We start from the raw sequence: 18,968 nt of genomic DNA, 5'->3' as shown, positions 1-18,968 counted from the left end.
TAACCGTATTTGTTTACAAGGTATCAACTTTTGTCTCATTCCCTATCCAGCCCAAAAATAAGCTATCGAGGACGTTTTGCCCCCTCTCCTTCAGGAAGTTTGCATTTTGGCTCTCTTATCGCCGCCCTAGGTAGCTATTTACAAGCCAAATCACAACAAGGCCTTTGGCATGTGCGCATTGAAGATATCGACCCACCTCGTGAAGTCACAGGTGCAAGTGATGATATTCTCCGGACTTTAGAAGCCTATGGATTACATTGGGATGGCAAGGTTGTTTATCAAAGCGAGCGCAGTGAGGCCTATGAAGAGATTCTTTCACAACTTAATAAACAAGCAATGTGTTATGGTTGTAGCTGCACTCGACAAATGATTAAGCAACAGGGCGGCATCTACTCTGGCCAATGCCGAGAAAAAAATTTACCCATAACAAATAATGCCTTACGGATAAATTTAAGTAAATTATCCCATCCTATTAGCTATTTTTATGATCAACTGCAGGGCGAGGTACACTTTAATAAAAGGCAAGCCGAAGAAGATTTTATTATTAAACGTAAAGATGGCCTATATGCTTATAATCTCGCTGTTGTCATCGATGATATTGAGCAGGGCATAACAGAAATAGTACGTGGCGCTGACCTATTAGAGACAACGGGCAAGCAGTTATCTTTATACCAATTATTAGATGCACCTGCAGCAAACTATATTCATTTACCCGTTGCAGTTACCTCACCGGGTAAAAAATTATCCAAACAAAATCATGCCCTAGCGATTGACCGCAGAGATCCTATTCCCACATTGCTTAAGGCACTCAGCTTTCTCGGCAACCCGGTATCAGCGGACACAGACGTAAGCAGTTGTGAAAATATACTAAAATCGGCCGTTGCTAATTGGTCTTTACAGAAAATAACAAAACAGTTAGAAATTCAAATTTAAAAATTAATTTGTTTTTAATGAGCCACGCACATAAAATAAGCGCTTGATTTTTTTTAAGCTACATGAATCGCAGTCTTCGAGGATAAAGTTATTAAACGATTAACTACATTCGTTAAAAAAGTGTTTAGCAAGCAACAGAAGCAAACACCAACGGCAACGTTAGAGCAATACAAAATTCCACGTGAGCAACACTCTATCTCACGCAAAAATATCGATGAAAATGCCCTAAAGGTACTGTATCGACTGCATAATGCCGGATTTCGTGCCTTATTGGTTGGCGGTGGCGTTCGCGATTTACTACTTGGTTTGAAACCAAAAGATTTCGATATCACAACAGATGCAACCCCCGAAGAAGTGAAAGCCTTATTTCGTAACTGTCGCTTAATTGGTCGCCGATTCCGCTTAGCTCATATTCTATTTGGACGCGAAGTCATTGAAGTTGCCACTTTCCGTGGTCATCACGATGACAACCATGCCCAAGATAAACAAAAAGTTAAACAATCTCAAGCAGGCATGTTACTCCGCGATAATGTCTATGGCTCATTAGAGGAAGATGCAGAACGACGCGACTTCACCGTTAACGCCCTCTACTATGATATAGCAGACTTCGCCCTTTATGATTTCTGCGGTGGTATGGACGATTTAGCAGAACGAAAATTAACGCTGATTGGCGATCCCGAAGTACGTTACCGAGAAGATCCCGTGCGCATGCTACGAGCGATCCGCTTTGCAGGAAAATTGGATCTAACCATCAGTACAGAGTGTGCTGAGCCGATCCGACGTTTAGCACCGCTTCTACAAGATATTCCAGCAGCGCGTCATTTTGATGAAGTCATTAAATTGCTACTTTCTGGACATGGTTTAACAACCTACCGACTATTAAAAGAATACAAGCTACTACAGATGCTATTCCCCATTCTATTTAAAGATGGGGAAGACGATAAAGCGACCGCTATCATTGAGCAAGCACTACGTGACAGTGATGCGCGCATAAAAGCAAGGCAGCGAGTTACCCCGGCCTATATTTACGCCATTATGTTATGGTATCCGCTTGAGCAACGTGCGCAAGAGATGAGCTTTGAAAGTGGCATTGAATATCACGACGCCTTTTTATTAGCCATGAATGAAGTGCTCAATATTCAAGTAAAAACGATTGCTATCCCGAAACGTTTTACGGCGACAATTCGTGATATTTGGATGCTACAGTTGCGTTTACCTCGTTTTGGCGGAAAACGTGCACAGCGCGTTTATCAACATATTAAATTCCGAGCGGCCTTCGATTTCTTATCCTTGCGAGCGAAAGTCGAACAGACGACTGAATTAGCAGAGTTAACCGCTTGGTGGCAGGAGTATCAACTGCATAATAAATTGCCTGAGCATGACCACGGTCGCCAGCAAATTAATAAGGCCACTGAATATAAACCTGACGCAAACAAAAGGCCTAAAAAACGTAGATACCATAAGCCTAAACGTGCAGACAAAACGGTAAATAAAAGTGAATAGTTATATCGGTATAGGTAGCAATCAAGCGACGCCCATCTTGCAAATAAAACAGGCTATTGAAGCACTAAAAGCGCTGCCTAACACAGAGCTAGTGACGGTTTCTTCGCTTTACAGTAGCACGCCGATGGGACCGCAAGACCAGCCTGATTACGTGAATGCAGTGGCGCACCTTAACACGCAATTGTCGGCACTTGAATTATTAGACAACTTGCAAGCAATAGAACAAACACAAGGACGAGTACGCAAGGAAAACCGCTGGGGACCGCGCACCTTAGATCTGGATATTTTATTGTATGGCGATGAACAGATAAATAACGCGCGCCTAACCGTTCCGCATTATGGAATGAAAGTACGTGAATTTGTTCTTTACCCCCTATTAGAAATAGCAGCAGATCTACAACTACCCGATGGTAGTGTGCTATCACAATTAGTAAAACAATGTGATAGAAACAACTTAACCATCATTAACGAATAGAAAATAAAATACATTTCTTATTTAGGAGTCATCATGGCTAAAATTAGCGTTTCTGGTTTAGTAAAAATGAAACAAAACAAGCAAAAAATAACCTGTATTACAGCTTATGATGCAAGTTTTGCTGCCATTTTCGATCAAGCTGGTATTCAAGTACTATTAATAGGTGATTCATTAGGAATGGTACTTCAAGGGCATGATTCCACACTTCCCGTGACGGTTGATGATATTAAATATCATACCCAATCCGTTGCCAGTACCGCAAAAAATGCACTTATTATCGCAGACTTACCTTTTATGAGTTATGCCACACCAGAGCAAACCTATAGCAATGCAGCGACCCTAATGCGCTCTGGTGCCAACATGGTTAAATTAGAAGGTGGAGAATGGCTTGCGTCAAGCATAAAAGGTTTAGTCGAACGAGGCATCCCCGTATGTGGACATCTCGGTCTAACCCCACAATCGGTCAATGTTTTTGGTGGTTACAAAGTACAAGGGCGCAGTGAAGAGCAAGCCGATTTACTAATTAAAGATGCATTACAACTAGAAAAAGCAGGCGTTCAACTTTTAGTATTAGAATGCGTCCCCGTTCCGCTGGCCGCGCGTGTCAGTGAGGCATTGCAAATACCCGTTATTGGTATTGGTGCAGGCAATGAAACCGATGGACAAATTTTGGTGATGCATGATGCCTTTGGTATTTCAGCCGGCTTCTGCCCCAAATTTTCCAAAAATTTCTTAATTGAGACCGGTGATATTCGCCGAGCTGTTGCACTCTATAAAGAACAGGTGGAAAACGGCACTTTCCCTACCGCTGAACACAGTTTTTACTAAAAAAAGAATACCGACATGCTGACTATTGAGAATCCTTTACAATTGCGGGAAAAGATAAAGCAATTGAAGCAACAAGGGAAAAGTGTTGCCTTCGTGCCTACCATGGGCAACTTACACCAAGGCCATTTACAGTTAGTGGATGAGGCTAAGAAAAAAGCAGACATTATCGTTGTCAGCATTTTCGTTAATCCAATGCAATTTAATAACGCACAGGATTTACAAAATTACCCAAGAACCCTCGCTGAAGATATACAAGCACTCGAAGCACAAGACGTGGATATTGTATTCACTCCAACAGCAGATGTTATCTACCCCAATGGTTTAGAAAAACAAACCTATGTCGAAGTGCCCGTTTTAAGTGACTGTTTAGAGGGAGAACTTCGCCCGGGTCATTTTCGCGGGATGACCACCATCGTTAACAAACTGTTCAACTTGGTACAGCCTGATTTTGCCTGTTTTGGTGAGAAAGACTTTCAACAACTCGCGATTGTTAAACAAATGGTCACTGATTTAGCGATGCCGATTGAGATCATCCCAGTGGCAACAGTGCGAGAAACGACGGGCTTGGCGATGAGTTCACGGAATAATAAACTCAGTAGTGCAGAGAAAGAGATCGCTCCATTACTGGCAAAGGTGATGAATAAACTCGCAATAGATGTTCAAAAGCAACAAGTTGAACACACAACATTAATCGAGCAGGCGGTCATTGAACTAGAAAATGCGGGCTTTAAAAATGATGCTATTCATATTGTTGATAGCCACACACTACAGCCAATGACAGAGGAAAGTAAAGAAGTTGTGATCCTTATGGCTGCTTTTTTAGGCTCAACACGTTTAATTGATAATATCGTTGTGACTTGTGTATAAATTTGCACCGCTAAGCATTTTACTTTATAGTCGCAACCTGCTCGAATTATCACAAAATAGAAAGGTTTTTGTATGCAAAAAACAATGCTAACCGGCAAACTTCACCAAGCTCGTGTGACTCATGCTGAACTTAATTACGAAGGTTCATGTGCTATTGACCAAGATCTGCTTGATCAGGCTGGCATTTTAGAGTACGAGCAAATTACGATTTACAACATTGAGAATGGCGCGCGCTTTTCAACCTACGCAATTGTTGGTGAACGCGGCTCGAAAATGATTTCATTAAATGGTGCAGCAGCTCGCATGGCAGCGGTCGGCGATCGTATTATCATCTGTACCTATGCAAGCCTAAATGATGCGGAAATTGCGCAACATAAGCCCAGCTTAGTGTACTTAGATGCACAAAATAATGTTGTTCGTACAAGTAAAGATGTACCCGTACAGGTTGCTTAATTAAATCTGTTTAACAGAGTACTAATAAATCTTATAAAAAAATCCGCAATTAGCAGGCTAGTTGCGGATTTTTTATTTACCCCCCCCTGATTTCTACAACTGAGTCGTATCAATGCGATAAAAACTAGTTGTACCGCTAACTTCATTGGCAACAATTAATATTGGGCTATTCGTTGGACTATCTTGCGCGGCAACAAAGCGCATTCCCTCAGGCCCTAAATCCCCCGCATCAACCGCATAGATCTTTTTCCCCTGTTCATTAAGCTCGCTATTATCTTTGGGGTCCAGCGATAAATCTCGATTATTTAAATATTGAACAAACCTAGCTTGAGCGGGTTCACTGATATCGTACACCATGATCCCCCCCATACGCTCTAAACCGATAAAGGCATAGGCTTTACCTTCAATCACCGCCGTCGTTAATGCTTCAGGCTCAGGACCTTTTTTAGCGCTTCTATCTTCCGCTTTATTTTTGCTGTGCGTCTGATTAAAGTTTGCGCCATACTTTTCTGCCGTAATACGCTCAAAATCACTGCCAGAGTCAAAGGTAAGTTCTCCTGTTTGCATATTCCAAATAGAGAATGAACGGCCGCCAAAGGTCAATAACCTGTCTATTTTTCCATCGCCATTAATATCGCCAAACTGTTTAGTCGCAGAATAAGAGAATTTTAAACGTTTAACAGCATCTGCTTGACTACCGAGTTCAGTAAACTCACTGAAATCGAGACGATTAGTCGCACTCAATGGATTATAAACCCTACTATCCAAGGCATCTTTTAATTTAATATCATCGGCACAAGCTTTATCTTCTAAATTAAAATAGTAATGACCAGCTTCACATTCAGCCTGATTTAAGTCGCTGATCCAGTCACTACGATCATCACCTTCATTGGCTGTTATCAAATAGTCTATTCCTGCCATCGTCACCACCGCAACCGAATCGGGCTGATACATGCCCCAAGCAGGCTCACTTTTTAACATCGCCTGTCCATCTTTATCATTGCCGTCTAACTCATTACCCGGCTGTAGATGATCTTTAAAACCGAGTGCAATAATTTTTTCAATCTTTTTCTCGGTCAGAGAAATCACCGCAATCGCATTATTTTCTTGTAAACTCACATAAGCTTTACTGCTATCTTTATTAATCGCCACATATTCAGGCTCTAAATCTTGCGCCACAGATGCGTTAAAACCATTTAATACAAGCTGATCAGGCAGCTCACCAAAACGGTCACCAGCACGGTTAAACTGCTCAAAATTAAGACGCGTTAAAGCGGTGGACAATGCACCACCTTGCCAATCAATATCAATAATGGCAATTTCCCCAATCGGGTCAACAGCGTAATTATTATCGGAAGGCTCCCCTTCAATGGCGACCACCAGCTGTTTACCATTTGCTGAAAATGTTAACATGTCAGGTAATGAACCAACATACAGCGCTTTAATAAAAGTTAACGTTTGCGTATCGTAAAAAGCCACCCAGCCCGCGTCAGTTTTATTTTTAGCCTCGATGGCAACGGCTAACAAACCATTGAACACATCAACGCTATTCGCCGCTCCCGCAAACGCATCAAAATGAGATTTAATATCGGTGGCAACATTAAGGCTATTTAATAATTTTGGCTCGCGAATATCCGCGCTATCTAAGACATCGACTTGCCCTGACTCAGCATTAACAACAAAAGCACGTTGTAATTTTTTATCAAAAGCGACAATTTCAGCGGCACTTTCATCAAAAACATGCGATTGATAACGACCTTGCTCGACTAATTTAATTGTTTGATGTGAAGCTTGATTCGACGAATCCGTAGAATGACACCCCATCAACGAGGAAGATAGAATAATAGAAGTCAGTAAGTTAAGTTTCATAAGTATCTCAAATAGAAGTAATTGTGGCTTCTTTTTACAGGGCAAATATGACAAGAAAATGAAACTGAAAAGTTAATCTTTTTATAGAGCAAATCATTACTTAGCATCAACAAAAGAAAAAATAACAAATCAAATATACCCCCTTGTCAATATTAATTTTACAAAGTGTGCAGCAAGACACAACGCTAGCCGTTTTATTAATTTAGCGATAAGTTTTCGGTAGAAATTTAATCAATAAAAACGATACAAAAAGATAGTTAGCTCCCATTGTTACATAAATATAACAATCATAAATAAAAAAGTAAGCGCTTTCTCTCGTTTTCAAATGACACTTATATGATTTAATTATTTTGCATTGATGATTATTGATTGACAGTTATTTTTGTTTCATGCAAGTAATTTGTCAATTGGGTTTCAAAAATATTTCATATCTGAAATTTGAAACAAGGCTCGTCATTAATCTCTTTTTATTAATGACCAATCAATCATCTCTACGGAGCCATCGAGACAATCACTCGATGTCTATGAAATACCGGGATTTTAAATTCTGGTATGGTCGTGGTCATTTAATGTTGAATGACATTTCTGATTAAGCGTCGATCTTTTTCAGGATTACATTAAAATATTTGATAAGGAAGTTTATAAATGGATAGTGTATTTTTATTTAAACAGAAAATATCTAGGATGCAAAAGATTATTTTTTGATCCTATTTACTTTTCTGTTTAGCCTTTTTACCACCAATGCCGGTGCAACGGGCTCAGACCTAATGCCCATCGAAGATAAACAGATGCTCGCCAAAATCGTTGGTGGTCAGCAGGCGAGTCCTGGAGAGTTCCCGTTTATGGTCTCTCTACAGAATGGTGGATATCATCTCTGTGGGGGATCGGTGGTCAGTCGTTATTATATTTTAACAGCAGCCCACTGTGTCGCTTACCTCGACTCTGCGGTGATGGGGCTTTACAATAAAAACGATACGAATGGAACTCAACGCCTTACTATCGTTGAAAAAATACCACACCCTAATTATGCCACTGATAGTAGTTATGATATAGCCCTTGTCAAAACCAATCTGCCGATAGATTCAATATACCCATCCGTTAGTTTTGGCAGTGCCAACACAGGCTCGATGGCTACGGTTACCGGTTGGGGAGCAATATACCATGGCGGTCCAGCTTCAGATATTTTACTAAAAGTAGATGTGCCAATAGCATCTAGCAGTGTATGTAATGCGACCGAAAACATGCTTTGCGCAGGTTATGCCGCTGGCGGAAAAGATTCCTGTCAAGGTGATTCTGGTGGCCCATTGTTTACAGGCAACGGCACTCAAATAGGTATCGTCAGTCACGGTAATGGTTGTGCGGATCCTGGGCAATATGGTTATTATACTCGCGTATCTACCTTTACAAGCTGGATCAACCAATATACAGGTAGTGCGCAACCAATAAATTACACCCTCACCGTTAATGGTGGCAGTGGTAGTAATAGCTACGCTGTAGGTACAAACGTGACGATTAACGCCAATGCTGCGCCAGCGGGTCAAGTCTTTGACCACTGGGTCGTAACTAATGGTAACCCTCAAATAGCCAATAACAGCGGATCAACCACGACTTTAACAATGCCAGCAACTTCTGTAACGGTAACGGCAACCTATAAGGAAGTCGGGTCGTCAAATTATTATCTGACTGTAAACAATGGCAGTGGCAGTGCGAGTTATGCTGCGGGTACAAACGTAACGATTAACGCCAATACTGCGCCAGCGGGTCAAGCCTTTGACCACTGGGTCGTAACTAATGGTAACCCTCAAATAGCCAATAGCAGCGGATCAACCACGACTTTAACAATGCCAGCAACTTCTGTAACGATAACGGCAACCTATAAAGAAGTCGGGTCGTCAAATTATTATCTGACTGTAAACAGTGGCAGTGGCAGTGCTAGCTATACAGTGGGGGAAAGTGTTCTGATCACAGCCCACATGGCACCCTATGGTCAAGAGTTTGATCGGTGGGTAGTCAATTCCGGTAATACTCAGATAACTAATATAAACCAATTTAGCACCTTCATTACGATGCCAGCAAGTGCGGTAGAAGTAACGGCAATGTACAAGGCGTTAAAAAACCTGACACTGAAAGTAAACAATGGCAGTGGCAGCGGTACTTATCTATCAGGCACTACTTTAACCGTCACTGCCAACACAGCCCCTGCCGGTAAAATCTTTGATAAATGGGTTGTGAATGCGGGGGATCCTTGGAATCTAGATCTCACTGCTTCAACCAGTTACTTAATGATGCAGTCATTGCCTGTCACTATCACTGCAACCTATAAGCCAATATCAGAACCGACTTATAGACTGACAGTACAGAATGGCGGTCTCAATGGCGATTACAAAGTGGGTGATGTAGTAACCATTCAGGCCAACCAGTCGCCTTACGGTAAGGTTTTTGATCGATGGTTTGTATTGTCGGGTGATCCTCTTATCACCAGTAGAACCGACGAAATTACTACGTTAACAATGCCTGCACATGCAGTGACCTTAAGCTCAACGTACAAGAACAAACCGCTTTACACGCTGAAAGTAATTGGGGGAAGTGGCAGTGGTAATTATCCGTCAGGTACACCTGTGGCCATTGATGCCAATCCGGCTTATGACCAATATTTTGTCGAATGGCTAGTAAAATCAGGTACTCCTACTATTGATAGTTTACTCTCAGAGAGCACTACATTAATAATGCCCGCAAACGATGTTGCCCTTGCAGCTCAATTCGACGGCGGTGATGATAGTATTAATACGCAGGAATATCAGGCAGAAGATTATACGAGTAGGTGGAACGTCTCTTCAGGAACGGGGGCATTTGGTTATACTGGCACCGCCTTCATGGATTATGGCGGCAATGAAAGTTATCTTGAATGGAATAATATTTACGTCTCCAATTCAGGTGATTATCAACTCGACTTCCGCTACGCAGCGGGTAGCAGTAGGCGTCCAAGTAAAGTGATCCACAATGGCAATACTATCGGTACACTGAATTTTGCGAGAACGGCAAATTGGTCGACCTGGAATACTGAGTCAATCGTCGTTCCATTAGTCAGTGGCTATAATACCATTAGAGTGGTTGCTGGAGGCAACGGTGGTCCGAATCTTGATAAAATGTCTTTTATCGAAAGCGAACAACCTGAAAACATTTTGTCCACAACGGTACCAAGCAACCTTGCCTTAGGTAGAGAGACTAGCCAATCGTCGACTTATGGTGTTAGCGCAATTTCTGATCGTGCTGTAGATGGCAATACCAGTGGAATTTGGGGAGATTACTCTACTACTCGTACAGGCAACGATATGAATGCATGGTGGAAAGTTGAACTTGGCGGTGCGCGCAAGGTTAATAAAGTGACGCTTTGGAATAGCACTGAAGAAGCTTATCTGCAATTTTTAACAGACTTTAACGTCGATTTACTCGATGTTGATAATAACGTTATCGCAACAAAACATTATCCTGGCACAGCGGGTAGCAAGACTGATATCGACGTATCAGGCATTGGTGTCCATGCGGTACGTGTGCAGAAAAACAGACAAGGTTACCTATGCTTAGCAGAAGTAGAAGTCATTGGAACTGACTTAATTAATGGCATTGGCTACGAAGAGGGGTATGACCCAACCGACTCCGATGACAATATAGCCTTGTATAGAAACACCAGCCAATCATCGACCTATGCCGATGCACTATCATCGTATGTAGTGGACGGTAATACAGACGGAAGATGGGGCTATGTATCACTGGGACATACCAATAGTGAAGCTAACGCTTGGTGGAAAGTTACACTAGATGGTGCAAGTACGGTTAATAAAGTGGTGATTTGGAACAATACCGATGTTGATCCAGACCAATTAACTGATTTTCACGTCGACTTATTGGATGTCAAAGGCAATGTAATTGTAACAAGACAGCACTCTGGGACAGCGGGGGTCAAAACAGAATTTGATTTATCTGCCTCAGGAGTCTACGCAGTCCGCGTACAGTTAAATGGAACAGGAGCGCTAATCTTAGCAGAAGTACAAGTATTTGTTGGCGATGGCACCGTGAGTGAAAACAACCCGGGTGGTGGCTATGACCAAACCGAGTCCAATATTGCTTTACATAAGAGTACCAGTCAATCGTCGAATTACTCGAATATTACGGCATCACGCGCAGTGGATGGTAATACAGACGGAAACTGGTCTTCGGCCTCTTTAACGCATACTCTTAATGACCATCAAGCTTGGTGGAAAGTTGATTTGGGTGGCGCGCATCAGGTCAATAGAGTCGTCCTTTGGAACCGCACCGACTGTTGCAGCAATCGATTGAGTAACTTCCACGTGGACTTACTGGATATTGACGGTAATGTACTCGCCTCTGAGGAGCATCCAGGTATGGCGATTACCAAGACAGAGATCAATATCTATTCCGATGATGTCTATACGGTACGCGTGCAGTTAAATGGCCAAAATTACCTTAGCTTAGCGGAGGTAGAAGTATTTGGCTACGCAAACAAAATAACAGACTTTAATGACGCTGATTATTCACTTGCTGACGAAGCAGGTTCTGCAAGTTCATTGGCAAACAATGCAGAGACAGCGACTGAAAATAGTGCTGGTGGTGCCACGGAATACTTATTACTACTGTTAACGCTTCTATTTTTCAGAATGAAGTTTAAAGTGTAAAAATGGGGTAATTTTAATTACCTTACCACTACACTGAATAACACAAAGGGGATGTTGTATGAAAATACAGCCCCCTTTTTTTGTAGCTCTATACCTGACGCTTAGCATTTATTTTAGCAAGACCGAATACCATAAAAATATTCATATTAGCAGCAACTAATACCAACTCCGGTAAGTATGTGATTTAAATTTCGCGTAGGAAAAACAGCTTAATTCAAGGCGTAATTTGACGTAAATGGTTATTCCCTTTGCGAAAATTACAACGCAGCAGTAAGTTGTTTTAACCAGTAAAATAATCAGCTATTTATCGGAATTGGTATAAATTGCAGACCTGCAAAAAGAGAGGCAATATCGTAATTGATTTTTTGGTGAATGAAAGTGAAAGAGGTAATTTATTGAAGCATTTGAAATGTTGAAGAACTAAGAAACTAACCTAAAGTAAGACTAAATTACTTTAGTGACTCATAAAAAAGCGGAAGAACGACTCCCGCTTCTGTATTTATTATTGAAGGTCGGTTTTCTCTAACCGGAATAATTTTCATTATTTTCTAAAGTAAGTCGGATCAAAATCACGTCTGTTGGCTTCCGCACTGTTAAATATTGAAAAATTGCGACCTGCATAAAAAAACAAAATATCCATAATAATTTCCTTTTATCATTTTTAGTTAACGTCCTCAGTGGACAGGACAAATGTAACCTAGATCACACTTTTACTCAAGCTTTTTTGAAAATTAATTACGAAACAAGGCAACACAACGCACAGAAACAAATTATAAAGCGCTTACATGTTCTTTTATTACGTAAAATAATTCTTGTTATACACAGTGAATAGAACAAATATCGCTAAAGAATGTAAAGTAAAAAAATGAATGATTGCCAGTTCACAAACCAGCTCTGCGTTGTAACACTCTAAAAGTGAACAATAATTATCTCAAATTGCACCTTGCTCGGGTATCAGAGTGTTAAATATGTAGTAATTTTTTAAAATATTCCTTGCGTTGTGCGAGTAAAAACAGACAGATCGCGATATAAATCGCTGGTTCAATTAGTCCTGATTTTACTGACCAGTAATAATGAATAACCACCAATAACGCCGCCCAATAAACAAAGCGATGCAGTGTTAGCCACGCCCGTTTCATTTTTTTACGGATAAAGGTGACGGAGGTAATACTTAAAAGCAGTAAAATAATCCATGCCAACGCCCCCACTGTCATGTAAGGACGCTTAATAACCTCATCGACAAAAAGTGCTAGTTGCCAATTTAATTCTAAATAGACAAACGCGAGTAGATGCACACATGCCCAAGCAAAGCTATATAATCCAAGTACACGGCGTAATTGTATTAATAGAGGTTGCTTAAATCGCTTGGCAAGTGGAGTTATTGCCAAAGTGATCAGTAGAAAATTCATGGCTGTTTTACCGACAAAATGAATTAACTCTTTAACGGGATCAGCCCCCAACGATCCCTGTTCGATGAGCAGCGCTAAATAGAGTAAGACAAACAGTGCAGCAAGGTGAATCAATATTTTAATGCTCATTATCTCTTTGTGATTAATTGTCAAAATAGATAACCTTAATAATTTTTTTGCAAATTTAAATTCGCGTACAAACTCGCTACCTCTTCTTGGTAGCCATTAAACAGCAACGTTTTTTGCCGAGTTTGCGAAAATAAATTCCCCTCACCAAGGAAACGTTCACTTGCTTGACTCCAGCGAGGGTGATCGACAGCTGGATTGACATTAGCATAAAAACCATACTCATTTGATGCGATTTTTTGCCATGTGTTGATAGGTGCTGTATCGGTAAGCGTGATTTTGACAATGGATTTGATACTTTTAAAACCATACTTCCAAGGGACTACCAAGCGGATAGGTGCACCATTTTGCGGTGCTAACGTTTGCCCATAGAGACCAACCGATAACAGGGTTAACGGATTCATCGCTTCGTCCAGACGCAAACCTTCGACGTAAGGATAATCAATCCCCCCACCAACATAGCGTGAAGCTTGTCCTCTCATCTGCTTTGGATCATGCAAGGTTTCGAAACGAACAAACTTAGCATTTAATTTTGGCCCTACTGATTTCAATAATGATGCAAGTGTAAAGCCTAACCAAGGGATATTCATTGACCACGCTTCAACACAGCGCATCCGATATAAACGTTCTTCAATGGTGAAACGTTTTAATAAATCTTCATAATTGAGGGTAATAGGCTTATCAACCAAGCCATCAATCGTTAGTGACCAAGGATCCACTTTAAACTGTTGAGCATGTTCAAAGGGATCGCCCTTCCCCGTGCCAAACTCGTAAAAATTATTATACTGTAATATTTTATTTTCCGGCGTTAACGGGGAGAGTGAATCATAGTGGCTATTTTTTATATAATTTAATTTGCGGCGCTTAAACTGTAAATCGCTCTGCGCAGAGTCACTATCAGAAAAAATATCCAGTAAGCCGGCGTGTAACGGTTTTGCTAGTGGTAACATTAATGCCGATAAGCCGAGTGATTTTATTATTTGGCGGCGATTTAAATAGGTATCCTCAGAGGTTAATTGCGACTCTTTAAGGTCAGATTTTTTACGAAGTCTAATAAGCATGGTTAATCCCCTAGTTAGATAACTATAAAAATATAGACCTTATCACTCGGGAATTAATTGCAAAAAATAAAAAATAATTAGTCTAATGAGCTCATTAACCGTAATGATTTTTGCCCACTTGCCCAATATTTACGTTCAAAGGGAGTGATCGCAGCATCACTATGAAACGCTTCAACGACACTGGAATGGCCTGCAAGTTGCAATGCATGACTAAATTCATGAATGTAAGTAAACCAATTACTACGCAGCTCCAACTCTCCCCCTAGCTTTATAATAGCGGGAAAAACAGCACTACCGTGCCATCGACGTTGTAGGTGTTTCGCCTTAGGCCAAGGGTTCGGATAGAGTAAGTAATGGTGCGATAGATGCCAATTTGCCTCTACCGCTAAACGCCAGAAATCATTCAAATTAACCTGCAGTAAACGGTAGTTATCGCTGATTTGTTGTGGGTGTTTACTAAGCCTATCGGCAGATTTATCTAACCCTAAAATTATCGCTTCGGGGTGTTTTTTAGCAAGGTGATAAGTACTTTCACCGACACCACAACAGGAGTCAAAAATAATATTTTTACCCTGTTGCTCGACCCACTTTTCACATGCTTTAAAAGCATCCAGTGTATGTTGCTGATAGGGCTTACGAAAAGTATGTTTGAGGTGTTTTAAGACCACCTCATCGAGTTGTTCATGCAAGCCTTGCTGATTAGAGATTATGACTCTGGAATTACCTAATTCACTCATGAACGAATCCCCACACCATTTTTTAGCAACAAAGAGACTAGGCCATAAAGCCCCGCTGTAAATACCGCTATTACAGAAAATGACCAAACGAGTGACACATCGGATATACCTAAAAAGCCATAACGGAACGCATTGATCATATAAAATACGGGGTTAAAGTGTGAGACTCCCTGCCAAAAGTCAGGCAATAATGTGATCGAGTAAAACACGCCTCCTAGGTAGGTTAATGGCGTTAATACAAAGGTAGGAATAATACTTATATCATCAAAGGAGCGTGCAAAAATCGCATTTAATAGCCCACCAATGGAAAATAAAATCGAGGTACAGAGTACACTCAATATTAAAACGACAATGTTATAAATATGTAACTTAACAAAAAACATTGAGATACAGGTAACTAAAAAACCAACCATTAATCCACGAATTACACCACCACCCACATACCCCCAAATAATGACGTAATTCGGCACGGGGGCAACCAAAAGTTCTTCTACATTGCGCTGAAACTTAGCACTAAAAAATGATGAAGCGACATTCGAATAGGAATTGGTAATAACAGACATCATGATCAACCCAGGTACAATAAAGGACATATAGCTAAAACCGTCCATGTCACCTATCCGAGAGCCGATTAAATTACCAAAAATGACAAAATATAAACTCATGGTGATAACGGGGGGAACTAGGTCTGCACCCAGATGCGCAAAAAACGATTGATCTCTTTACGCCAAATACTTTTTAAGGCGATTATATAACTACTGTTAATCATGCGCGTTACCCTTTTCTACCAAACCAATAAATAACTCTTCTAAGCGATTAGCCTTATTACGTAGGCTTTTCACATTGACCCCTTGTTTAGTGAGATCGGCAAATAAAGCATTCAGCGACTCGTTCTTACTAATTTCAACTTCAAGGGTTTGCGCATCTATTTGCGTTATCTTGCAGTTATCGCTATATGGAACAGTGGTAGTTTTATCAATGTCCAAAATAAAAATTTCACTGTCCAAACGAGCGAGCAACGATTTCATGCTGGTATTTTCAATTAAACGCCCTTTATTAATAATGCCAATATTGCGGCATAACATTTCTGCTTCTTCAAGGTAATGCGTTGTTAAAACAATCGTGACACCTTGGCGATTGATCTCTTTTAAAAATTCCCACATTGAACGTCGAACTTCGATATCAACGCCCGCCGTTGGTTCATCTAAAATAAGTAATCGAGGTTCATGCATCAAAGCACGGGCAATCATTAAACGACGTTTCATCCCACCAGATAATTCACGAGAGGGTTCATTACGTTTATGCCAAAGATCCAGCTGCTTTAGATAGCGCTCGGCACGCAGCAGGGCTAATTTACGGGTAATGCCATAATACCCAGCCTGGTTAACGAGAATCTGTATTGGCGGCTCAAATTGATTAAAATTAAACTCTTGAGGGACTAAACCAATTTGGCTTTTCGCAAGCTCTAATTCTGTATCTAAAGAATAACCGAAAACCTTAACATTGCCGGAACTTTTATTGACCAAGGAAGAGATGATACCTATGGTTGTAGATTTCCCCGCTCCATTGGGTCCAAGCAGTGCATAAAAGTCGCCCTCAGCAACCGCTAAGGAAATACCTTTTAACGCGGTGACTCCACCCTTATAAGTTTTTGTTATATTTTGAAGTTCTATTGCATTCATAACAGCATATGCCTTAATAATTTGATTTATAAGCAACAAGATAAAACAGTAAAAGAATCGAGTGCCATAATTATCGGGGATTGTACCACTAAATATTCACGATACCCATGCTAGTTAAGATGCATTGTTAGTTCATTTTAGGAATCGTAAAAGTATGTTTAATACACTTTAGTTAAGTATGAAGTCTAAATTTTACGCAGGAATAATCGCTTAATTAGGGTAATAAGTAAGTGATTTGAAAATAATAAAATCACTTACTTAATAGTTTGATTTCAACAGATATTAAAGCACTTTACTTAAAAATTGCTGGGTTCTCTCTTGCTGTGGATTATCTAATACTTGTTGTGGCGTTCCTATCTCTTCAATTAACCCTTTATGGAAGAAGGCCACTTTATCAGAAACCTCTTTTGCAAATGCAATCTCATGGGTCACACAAATCATGGTCATACCATCATCACGTAATAATCTTAATGTATCTAACACTTCCCCCACCAGCTCCGGATCGAGTGCTGAAGTCACTTCATCAAATAACATATAAGGGGGCTCCATCGCCAATGCTCTAGCAATAGCAAGCCGTTGTTGCTGACCACCAGACATTTTAGTCGGATACTCATTAAGTTTGTCACCAAGGCCTACGTGAATAAGTTCTTTTCGCGCAATTTCCTGTGCCTTTTCTTTACTAAAACCTTTAACTATCTGTGGAGCTAGGGCGGCATTTTCCAACACGGTTAAATGAGGAAAAGAGTTCCACTGTTGGAAAACCATCCCTAAATTTTGTCTTAATTTATTGATATCAGTATTTTTATCATGGACATCGACACCATCAACAATGATCTTGCCACTATTAATTTTTTCGATGGCATTAATGCAATACAATAGTGTCGACTTACCACTCCCACTGGCACCAATGATACTCACAACCTCACCGCGATTTACATTTAAGTCAATACCTTTTAACACTTCCAAATCACCAAAAGATTTATGAACTCCTTTAATTTCAATCATATTTCCATTTTCCTTTCTACATATTTTCCATAACGCGATAAGGGGTAAGAAATAACAAAATAAAACACCCCCACACCTATTAGTATCATTAGCGGTTGTTGTGTTCTTGATATTAGCTGTTCGGCTGTTCTTAAAAGCTCCATATAACCAATCACAGAAACAAGTGCAGAGTCTTTTATCACACTCAGTGCGACCCCCAACCAAGAGGGAAAGACCGCTCTCATTCCAATGGGAATTCTAACGTGGCGAACGGCCTGTAAATAATTCATTCCTAATGATCTAGCAGCATTTATCATGGCAGGAGAAACACTCTCAAAACCACTCCTAAACACTTCGCTCATAAATGCCATAGTATAAAGAGATAATATAATCGCCCCCGCTTCAAAGGGGTCGAGTGGATAACCCATCGCACCAATAAAAGTACTGAATAGGATAAGTTGAATAATCAGGGGAACTGATCGCAGAATATCTAAAAATGCACCCAACAATACATTTACCGCTTTATTAGATTCAGCTCGTACAAAACCAACCAGCAAGCCCAACAAACTACCCACAATGATTGCCACAACGGATATATAAACGGTGTTTAATATACCTGTTAATATAAATCCAGCATCATTCCATGATAGGGGAGTAAATAAATTCATTATGAAATCTCCCCTTTAAACATTTTATTGGCAATTAAGCCAGACGAAATAAGCACGATTTTGGTGATCACAAAATAGATAACCGCAGCGACTATAAAAAATTCTAATGTTCGAAAAGAGGTTGACTGTAACCGTTGTGTTTCACCTGAAAGCTCATCCATACCAACCAATATGCCAAGAGAGCTCATTAATATTGACCAAACAAACTGATTGGTCATCGGGTGATATATTCTCCTAAACATTTGTGGCAAAATAACATAGCGATAGACTTGTATATTGTTCATACCTAAAGATTTAGCAGCGCTATACTGCGTCGTTGGAATTGAGAGAAAACCACCGCGAAATGTTTCCGCTAAATATCCCGCATTGATAAAAACTAATGCAGAAAAAACAGCAACATAGGGGCTAAGGTGGATACCGTAGGCACCTAAGCCAAAATAGGCCATATATATTAAAAAAAGTGCGGGAGTATTTCTTGCAATCTCCACCCAAATATTGGCGGCATGATAAAAAACTTTCGATGTTGACATTTTTCCTAGTGCTAATAACACTGCAATGGCGATACCAACAAGCATTGATAAAACAGAGACGTGTAAAGTTGTAAATGCACCAGTTAAAAGTTGTGGAAATGCATCAAAGACGACATTCCAATGAAATTCATAATTGTCCATATTTCCTC

General features: G+C 40.4%; 15 protein-coding genes and 1 pseudogene. 7 read left to right on the top strand and 9 right to left on the bottom strand.

Annotated elements, in window-relative coordinates; genetic code table 11:
- Positions 1-30 precede the first annotated feature (30 nt).
- From gluQRS to panD, 6 genes are all read left to right on the top strand, one after another.
- Positions 31-933 (top strand): tRNA glutamyl-Q(34) synthetase GluQRS, encoded by a 903-nt coding sequence (gene gluQRS, locus AB2N10_RS00825; protein ID WP_354624671.1) that lies wholly within the window; start codon positions 31-33, stop codon positions 931-933.
- A gap of 120 nt (positions 934-1,053) precedes the next feature.
- A complete protein-coding gene (gene pcnB / locus AB2N10_RS00820; protein WP_354624670.1) occupies positions 1,054-2,436 on the top strand; it encodes a polynucleotide adenylyltransferase PcnB in 1,383 nt (460 codons plus the stop codon).
- Entirely contained in the window at positions 2,429-2,911 is a 483-nt protein-coding gene (gene folK, locus AB2N10_RS00815; RefSeq protein WP_354624669.1) for a 2-amino-4-hydroxy-6-hydroxymethyldihydropteridine diphosphokinase, read from the top strand. Before pcnB ends, folK begins: the two co-directional genes overlap by 8 nt.
- Positions 2,912-2,944: 33 nt before the next feature.
- Positions 2,945-3,739: a 3-methyl-2-oxobutanoate hydroxymethyltransferase gene (gene panB / locus AB2N10_RS00810; protein WP_354624668.1), complete on the top strand. Its 795-nt coding sequence runs from the start codon at positions 2,945-2,947 to the stop codon at positions 3,737-3,739.
- Between the two features lie 15 nt (positions 3,740-3,754).
- Positions 3,755-4,606, top strand: coding sequence for a pantoate--beta-alanine ligase (panC, locus tag AB2N10_RS00805; protein ID WP_354624667.1), 852 nt, complete (start codon positions 3,755-3,757; stop codon positions 4,604-4,606).
- A 72-nt stretch (positions 4,607-4,678) separates the two neighbouring features.
- On the top strand, positions 4,679-5,059 hold the full coding sequence (gene panD / locus AB2N10_RS00800) for an aspartate 1-decarboxylase (protein WP_354624666.1): 381 nt from the start codon (positions 4,679-4,681) through the stop codon (positions 5,057-5,059).
- Between the two features lie 93 nt (positions 5,060-5,152).
- Here the strand turns inward: panD and AB2N10_RS00795 are convergent, their stop codons facing one another.
- Positions 5,153-6,928 (bottom strand): choice-of-anchor I family protein, encoded by a 1,776-nt coding sequence (locus AB2N10_RS00795; protein ID WP_354624665.1) that lies wholly within the window; start codon positions 6,926-6,928, stop codon positions 5,153-5,155.
- Between the two features lie 701 nt (positions 6,929-7,629).
- On the opposite strand from AB2N10_RS00795, the gene AB2N10_RS00790 reads away from it, so the two are divergent.
- A complete protein-coding gene (locus AB2N10_RS00790) occupies positions 7,630-11,622 on the top strand; it encodes a trypsin-like serine protease (protein ID WP_369434177.1) in 3,993 nt (1,330 codons plus the stop codon).
- Between the two features lie 962 nt (positions 11,623-12,584).
- On the opposite strand, the gene msrQ is transcribed toward AB2N10_RS00790, so the two are convergent.
- From msrQ to AB2N10_RS00750, 8 genes and pseudogenes are all read right to left on the bottom strand, one after another.
- Entirely contained in the window at positions 12,585-13,184 is a 600-nt protein-coding gene (gene msrQ, locus AB2N10_RS00785; protein ID WP_369434176.1) for a protein-methionine-sulfoxide reductase heme-binding subunit MsrQ, read from the bottom strand.
- A gap of 11 nt (positions 13,185-13,195) precedes the next feature.
- The gene (gene msrP, locus AB2N10_RS00780; RefSeq protein ID WP_369434175.1) at positions 13,196-14,218 is read right to left on the bottom strand and encodes a protein-methionine-sulfoxide reductase catalytic subunit MsrP; all 1,023 of its coding nucleotides are present in this window, start codon (positions 14,216-14,218) and stop codon (positions 13,196-13,198) included.
- Positions 14,219-14,295: 77 nt separating this feature from the next.
- The gene (locus AB2N10_RS00775) at positions 14,296-14,955 is read right to left on the bottom strand and encodes an SAM-dependent methyltransferase (RefSeq protein WP_354624661.1); all 660 of its coding nucleotides are present in this window, start codon (positions 14,953-14,955) and stop codon (positions 14,296-14,298) included.
- Positions 14,952-15,724 (bottom strand): annotated as a pseudogene (locus AB2N10_RS00770) (ABC transporter permease). Before AB2N10_RS00770 ends, AB2N10_RS00775 begins: the two are co-directional and overlap by 4 nt.
- Positions 15,717-16,637 (bottom strand): ABC transporter ATP-binding protein, encoded by a 921-nt coding sequence (locus tag AB2N10_RS00765; protein ID WP_369434174.1) that lies wholly within the window; start codon positions 16,635-16,637, stop codon positions 15,717-15,719. The pseudogene AB2N10_RS00770 and the gene AB2N10_RS00765 overlap by 8 nt, the downstream one beginning before the upstream one ends.
- A 282-nt stretch (positions 16,638-16,919) precedes the next feature.
- Positions 16,920-17,642, bottom strand: a complete 723-nt coding sequence (locus AB2N10_RS00760) for an amino acid ABC transporter ATP-binding protein (protein WP_354624660.1) — start codon at positions 17,640-17,642, stop codon at positions 16,920-16,922.
- Positions 17,639-18,289: an amino acid ABC transporter permease gene (locus AB2N10_RS00755; RefSeq protein WP_369434173.1), complete on the bottom strand. Its 651-nt coding sequence runs from the start codon at positions 18,287-18,289 to the stop codon at positions 17,639-17,641. The genes AB2N10_RS00760 and AB2N10_RS00755 overlap by 4 nt, the downstream gene beginning before the upstream one ends.
- Positions 18,289-18,960, bottom strand: a complete 672-nt coding sequence (locus AB2N10_RS00750) for an amino acid ABC transporter permease (RefSeq protein ID WP_354624658.1) — start codon at positions 18,958-18,960, stop codon at positions 18,289-18,291. The genes AB2N10_RS00755 and AB2N10_RS00750 overlap by 1 nt, the downstream gene beginning before the upstream one ends.
- Positions 18,961-18,968: the final 8 nt, after the last annotated feature.

It is taken from the genome of Psychromonas sp. MME1 (assembly GCF_041080865.1).
Lineage (GTDB): Bacteria > Pseudomonadota > Gammaproteobacteria > Enterobacterales > Psychromonadaceae > Psychromonas.
The sequence above is the reverse complement of the archived record's forward strand: the minus strand, read 5'-3'. Positions and strand labels throughout refer to the sequence as shown.

What these genes read in the sequence shown, in the direction of transcription:
- panB (WP_354624668.1), top strand. Translation starts at nt 2,945, where the DNA reads ATGGCTAAAATTAGCGTTTCTGGTTTAGTAAAAATGAAACAAAACAAG.
- panC (WP_354624667.1), top strand. Translation starts at nt 3,755, where the DNA reads ATGCTGACTATTGAGAATCCTTTACAATTGCGGGAAAAGATAAAGCAA.
- panD (WP_354624666.1), top strand. Translation starts at nt 4,679, where the DNA reads ATGCAAAAAACAATGCTAACCGGCAAACTTCACCAAGCTCGTGTGACT.
- AB2N10_RS00795 (WP_354624665.1), bottom strand. Translation starts at nt 6,928, where the DNA reads ATGAAACTTAACTTACTGACTTCTATTATTCTATCTTCCTCGTTGATG.
- msrP (WP_369434175.1), bottom strand. Translation starts at nt 14,218, where the DNA reads ATGCTTATTAGACTTCGTAAAAAATCTGACCTTAAAGAGTCGCAATTA.
- AB2N10_RS00775 (WP_354624661.1), bottom strand. Translation starts at nt 14,955, where the DNA reads ATGAGTGAATTAGGTAATTCCAGAGTCATAATCTCTAATCAGCAAGGC.
- AB2N10_RS00765 (WP_369434174.1), bottom strand. Translation starts at nt 16,637, where the DNA reads ATGAATGCAATAGAACTTCAAAATATAACAAAAACTTATAAGGGTGGA.
- AB2N10_RS00760 (WP_354624660.1), bottom strand. Translation starts at nt 17,642, where the DNA reads ATGATTGAAATTAAAGGAGTTCATAAATCTTTTGGTGATTTGGAAGTG.
- AB2N10_RS00755 (WP_369434173.1), bottom strand. Translation starts at nt 18,289, where the DNA reads ATGAATTTATTTACTCCCCTATCATGGAATGATGCTGGATTTATATTA.
- AB2N10_RS00750 (WP_354624658.1), bottom strand. Translation starts at nt 18,960, where the DNA reads ATGGACAATTATGAATTTCATTGGAATGTCGTCTTTGATGCATTTCCA.